Source organism: Dactylosporangium salmoneum, assembly GCF_039532525.1.
GTDB lineage: Bacteria > Actinomycetota > Actinomycetes > Mycobacteriales > Micromonosporaceae > Dactylosporangium > Dactylosporangium salmoneum.
Map to the genome: position 1 here is coordinate 114,705 of NZ_BAAARV010000029.1, position 4,380 is coordinate 119,084.

The window sequence follows — 4,380 nt, forward strand, 5'->3', positions numbered from 1 at the left end:
CCCCCGCCTGCTCGACCGCCTGCCTGGTCCTGCTGACCGCGTCGCTGCTCGACGACCTGCCGCCCCTGGAACAGCACGAGGACCGCGCCGCCGTCCTCGGCCGGGTCCTGCCCGAGCCGGTGCCGGACTGGCTGGCCCTGACCGCCGCGCTGGCGCTGGCGTGGCTGGTCGGGCGGCTCGTCCGCGAGGCGTGGCGCCGCGACCGGGCCGCCGCCGTGCTGCACGACGCCGGTCGCCCCGTCGGCGGCCTCCTGGTGGCCGACTGGGGGGTGCCCCGGGCGGTCGCGGTGCCGGCGCGACGCGGCCGCGCGGGACACGTGCTGGTCACCACCGGCCTCCTGCGGCTGCTCGACGACCGCGAGCGCGCCGTCGTGCTCGCCCACGAGCGGGCGCACCTCCGGCGCCGCCACCACCGCACCGCGGCGGTGGCGGCCGTCTCCCGTGCGGTCAACCCGCTGCTCCGCCCGGTTCCCGCGGCCGTGGACGTCCTCGTCGAGCGCAGCGCCGACGAGGACGCGGCCCGGGAGAGCGGGGACCGCATCCTCGTCGCGCGCACCATCGGCAAGGTCGCGCTCGCCGGCCCTTCCGCCGGCCGAGGGGGCCTCGGCTTCGATGGTTCGGCGACGGTACGGCGGGTGGCCGCGTTGCTGACGCCACCTTCGGGCCGCGCGTTGCCGTTGCTCGCGCTCGCCGCCGCCGGCCTGTCGCTCGCGGCCACCGGTGCGGCCGTCATCGGCTTCGTCGAGCTCGCCGGCGTCTGGCTGCCGACCCGCTGACCGGCTCAGCCCAGCCGCAGCGGTGTCGCCTGCGCTGCCGCGCCGAGCGGTGGCAGACCGTAGGCGTCCTCGATGGTGCGCAGGATCGCGTAGTGGTCGACCCGCTCGACGCGGTCGCCCGGGCGCACGCCCGCGCCGAGGACCACGGTCGGGATGTGGTTGCCGTCGGTGCCGTTGTCCTCGTCGAACGTCAGGATCAGCAGGCTGTTGTGCGCCGTGGCCCAGTCCGCGTAGGAGCCCAGTTCGCGGCGCATCCAGGCGTCGGCGTCGCCCTTCGGGCAGTCGTGCATGTCGTGGCAGAGGTCCGGCACCACGAAGGCGACCGACGGCAGCTCGTCCCAGCCGGCCGGCAGGGCGCTCAGGGGCCGGTTGAGGCTCGCGGGGACGGAGGCGAAGTCGACCCAGGGGTTGTGGCGGCGCACGTACGTCCCGCTCGCGCATCCGGTGTAGCCGGCGGACGGCAGCGCCTCGGCGTACCCGGTGAAGGTGAGCCCGGCGTCGAGCAGCTGCCGCCCGAGGTTGGGCGCGTCGAACGGGCGGCGCAGGCAGGAGTTGTCGGTGACGCCCTGCGTCGAGCCGGAGAACAGGGCGAGGTAGTTGGGCTGGCTGGGGTGCGTCTCGCCGTAGGCGGCGGTGAAGTTCGCCCCGCGCCGGGCCAGGGCCGAGATGTACGGCGTCCTGGCGTGCCCGATGACCGCGTCGTACCGCTTGTTCTCCATCACCACGACCACGACGTGGTCGGGCCGGGGGAGCGGCGCGGACGCCGCCACCGAGGAGGCGAGCACGGGCAGTGCGGCGGCGGCCAGCAGGGCAGGAGTCCATCGCATTCCTACATGCTGTAGGAGGTGGGCGCGCCGCTCGTCGCGGCGCGCCCGCGCGTCACCCCATCGGATGCGTGTTACTTCTTCGCGCCGTGGCCCCCGGTGTGGAGGGTGAAGGTCTTGAGGTCGGCGCTGACCTTGTAGAACACCTTGGCGCCGTCCTTCGTGCCGAGCACGCGGTAGGAGCCGTCGGAGCCCTTGTAGACCTTGGTGACGGTCACCGCGGAGTCCTTGGCCTTCACGGCCGCGGTCACCTTGGCCAGCTCGTCGCCGGTCACCGCGGTGGCGCCGCCCTTGTCGCCGTGGCCCCGGCCGCCGTCGGGGCCGCCGGTGTGGAGGGTGAAGGTCTTGAGGTCGGCGCTGACCTCGTAGAAGACCTTGGCGCCGTCCTTGGTGCCGAGCACGCGGTAGGAGCCGTCGGAGTCCTTGTGGACGCGGTCGACGGTCACCGCGGAGTCCTTCGCCTTCATCGCCGCGGTCACCTTGGCCAGCTCGTCGCCGGTCACCGCGGTGGCGCCGCCCTTGTCACCGTGACCGCGGCCGCCGTCGGGGCCGCCGGTGTGCAGGGTGAAGGTCTTGAGGTCGGCGCTGACCTCGTAGAAGACCTTGGCGCCGTCCTTGGTGCCGAGCACGTCGTAGGAGCCGTCGGCGTCCTTGTGGACGCGCTTGACGCTCACCGCGGAGTCCTTCGCCTTCATCGCCGCGGTCACCTTCGCGAGCTCGTCGCCGCTCACCGCCGTGTCCTTCGAGCCACCCTTGCCGTGATCGCTCGAACCAGTGGCGCTGGGCGACGGCGACGCCGTCTCCGCGCTCGCCAGCGACGCTGCGCCGAACACCATCACACCGGTAGCCGCCAACCCGGCCGCGGCCAGACCGATCCGCCGGACGCTCTTCACTGACTTCATCGACACGTCATGTGCTCCCGTCACCCCCCGGCGCAGGCCCGCTGCCTGCGCTTTCGCGACATACAGCATTGCCGACATTCCTGGGTGAAGGCTGGCAAGGACCTGCCATACGCCTGGAATCCCGCCTTTCCCGGACAGCATGGGCGGTGACTCTCGGTGACTTCTTACGGAGCGTGTGCGGGCAGGTTCCGCCGGGTCGGCTCTCGACGATGACCACGATCTTGCCGCGGGCCCGGCCCGAGGCGATCGTGGCCAACCCCTCCGCGGCACGGTCGATCGCCTCGACGGACGCGGCGGCGGAGGTGGTCAGGGGTAGGGCGGCGGCTGCGCGCGGCCGGCACCCGCGACCCCAAGCCCGCGCAGGCCGGCGCGACCACGTCGAGCAGCACGGTGAACGTGGCCCCGGGCGCGACGGCGACCCTCGCCACGCTCAGCGGGGCGACCCGGGCGATCCGGGTGTCGTACTCCGCTTGATCCGTTAGGGGTTGACTTCACTTGATGTGTGACACGCCGCCGAGTGCTGGTGGAGTTGACCATGACCGAACAGCGGTATCGCGCCGTGTTGGAAAGTCGAAGCCGGGGTGCCGGTGACCGAGGTGGCCGGGCGGTTCGGGGTGTCCCGGCGGGCCTCCGAGGACACCTTCGCCGGCTTGGCCGTCAGATTTACGCCGGCATGACCACGTACTCGGCGTGACTGGCGTGGCGCGCCCGAGACGGTGGGGCGGTGGCCTTGTAACCGGGGAGGAACTCCCTCGACCGCCGGGCAGGGCTTCGTCACGATCCTGTACAGGTCATCGCCCGCCAGACACGGTGATGTCGGTGCCGGTGACGTACGACGCCGCCGGCGAGACGAGCCACGACACGGCATCGGCGATCTCGTCGGGCCGGCCTACGCGACCGAGCGGGCTGCTCGCGCTGGCCTCCGTCATTCCTGCGGCTCCCGCCATCTCCGTCTCGATGACGCCTGGCGAGACACTGTTGACGCGAATCCCTTCAGGGGCAACCTCGTTCGACAGGCCACGGCTGAACGTCACCATCGCGCCCTTCGTAGCCTGGTACGGCGCAAGTCCTTGTGCGCCGGGGAGGGCCCGGGCGGCGACCGAGGCGATGTTGACGATGGATCCGCCGTTGCCGCCGTGCGCGGTCGACATCGCTCGCACCGCGTACTTGGCGCACACCATCGGGCCCACGATATTAATCTGCATCAGCCGGGTCAGCTCGTCCGCCTTCTGCTCGTCGATGCGGGCCTGCTCGCCGATTGTTCCGGCGTTGTTGACCAGTGCGGCCAGCGGCCCCAGCTCGCGCTGGGCGCGTTCGAACAGGTCCGCGACCGCATCCGGTGCCGCCACGTCCGCGCGTACGGCGATGGCCCGGCCGCCGCGGCCACGAATGGTGGAGACGACCGATTCGGCGCCGGCCGCGTCCACCGAGTAGTTGACCGCCACGCCGTACCCGTCCTCGGCCAGCTTCTCGGCGATCGCGGCGCCGATGCCCCGGCTCGCGCCGGTGACGATCACCGCACCTTTCTCCTGCTTAGCCGTAGTCATCTCGTCGACCTCCCGTCGCAGGAACTCGTGTCAGGTCGAACCGCACCTTGCGGTCCGCAACGTCACCAACCCGAACGCTCAACACTCAGCACGACAGGCTGACCGAACATGTCGAGAACTACCCACAGGGCCACGGCGAAACCCAAGCCGACGATCGTCTAGCCGGAGCTGTCACGCATCATGTGACGCTGATCCGTAACGGATCAAATGGAGCCCGACATCCGGGGCGAGCCCGTGTCGAGGGGAAGCAGCGGATGCTGGCGTCTAAGGCGTGTTTCAAAAGGCGGTCGCCCGGTTGAGGCCGCGGCGTGGCGGTGATCGATAACTGAAG

Annotated in this window: 4 protein-coding genes; 1 reads left to right on the top strand and 3 read right to left on the bottom strand. The window is 71.6% G+C overall.

Annotated features, from left to right (window positions below; all coding sequences use genetic code 11):
- Positions 1 to 776 (top strand): M48 family metalloprotease (locus tag ABD352_RS20125; protein ID WP_344613960.1); only part of this gene is annotated, 776 nt, incomplete at its 5' end.
- 5 nt (positions 777 to 781) lie between these two features.
- Here ABD352_RS20125 and ABD352_RS20130 read toward each other — a convergent pair.
- The 3 genes from ABD352_RS20130 to ABD352_RS20140 all read right to left on the bottom strand — a co-directional run bounded on the left by ABD352_RS20130 (position 782) and on the right by ABD352_RS20140 (position 4,019).
- Positions 782 to 1,603, bottom strand: a complete 822-nt coding sequence (locus ABD352_RS20130) for an alkaline phosphatase family protein (RefSeq protein ID WP_344613961.1) — start codon at positions 1,601 to 1,603, stop codon at positions 782 to 784.
- Between the two features lie 71 nt (positions 1,604 to 1,674).
- Positions 1,675 to 2,502, bottom strand: a complete 828-nt coding sequence (locus ABD352_RS20135; RefSeq protein ID WP_344613962.1) for a hypothetical protein — start codon at positions 2,500 to 2,502, stop codon at positions 1,675 to 1,677.
- 791 nt (positions 2,503 to 3,293) lie between these two features.
- The gene (locus tag ABD352_RS20140) at positions 3,294 to 4,019 is read right to left on the bottom strand and encodes an SDR family oxidoreductase (RefSeq protein WP_344613963.1); all 726 of its coding nucleotides are present in this window, start codon (positions 4,017 to 4,019) and stop codon (positions 3,294 to 3,296) included.
- Positions 4,020 to 4,380: the final 361 nt, after the last annotated feature.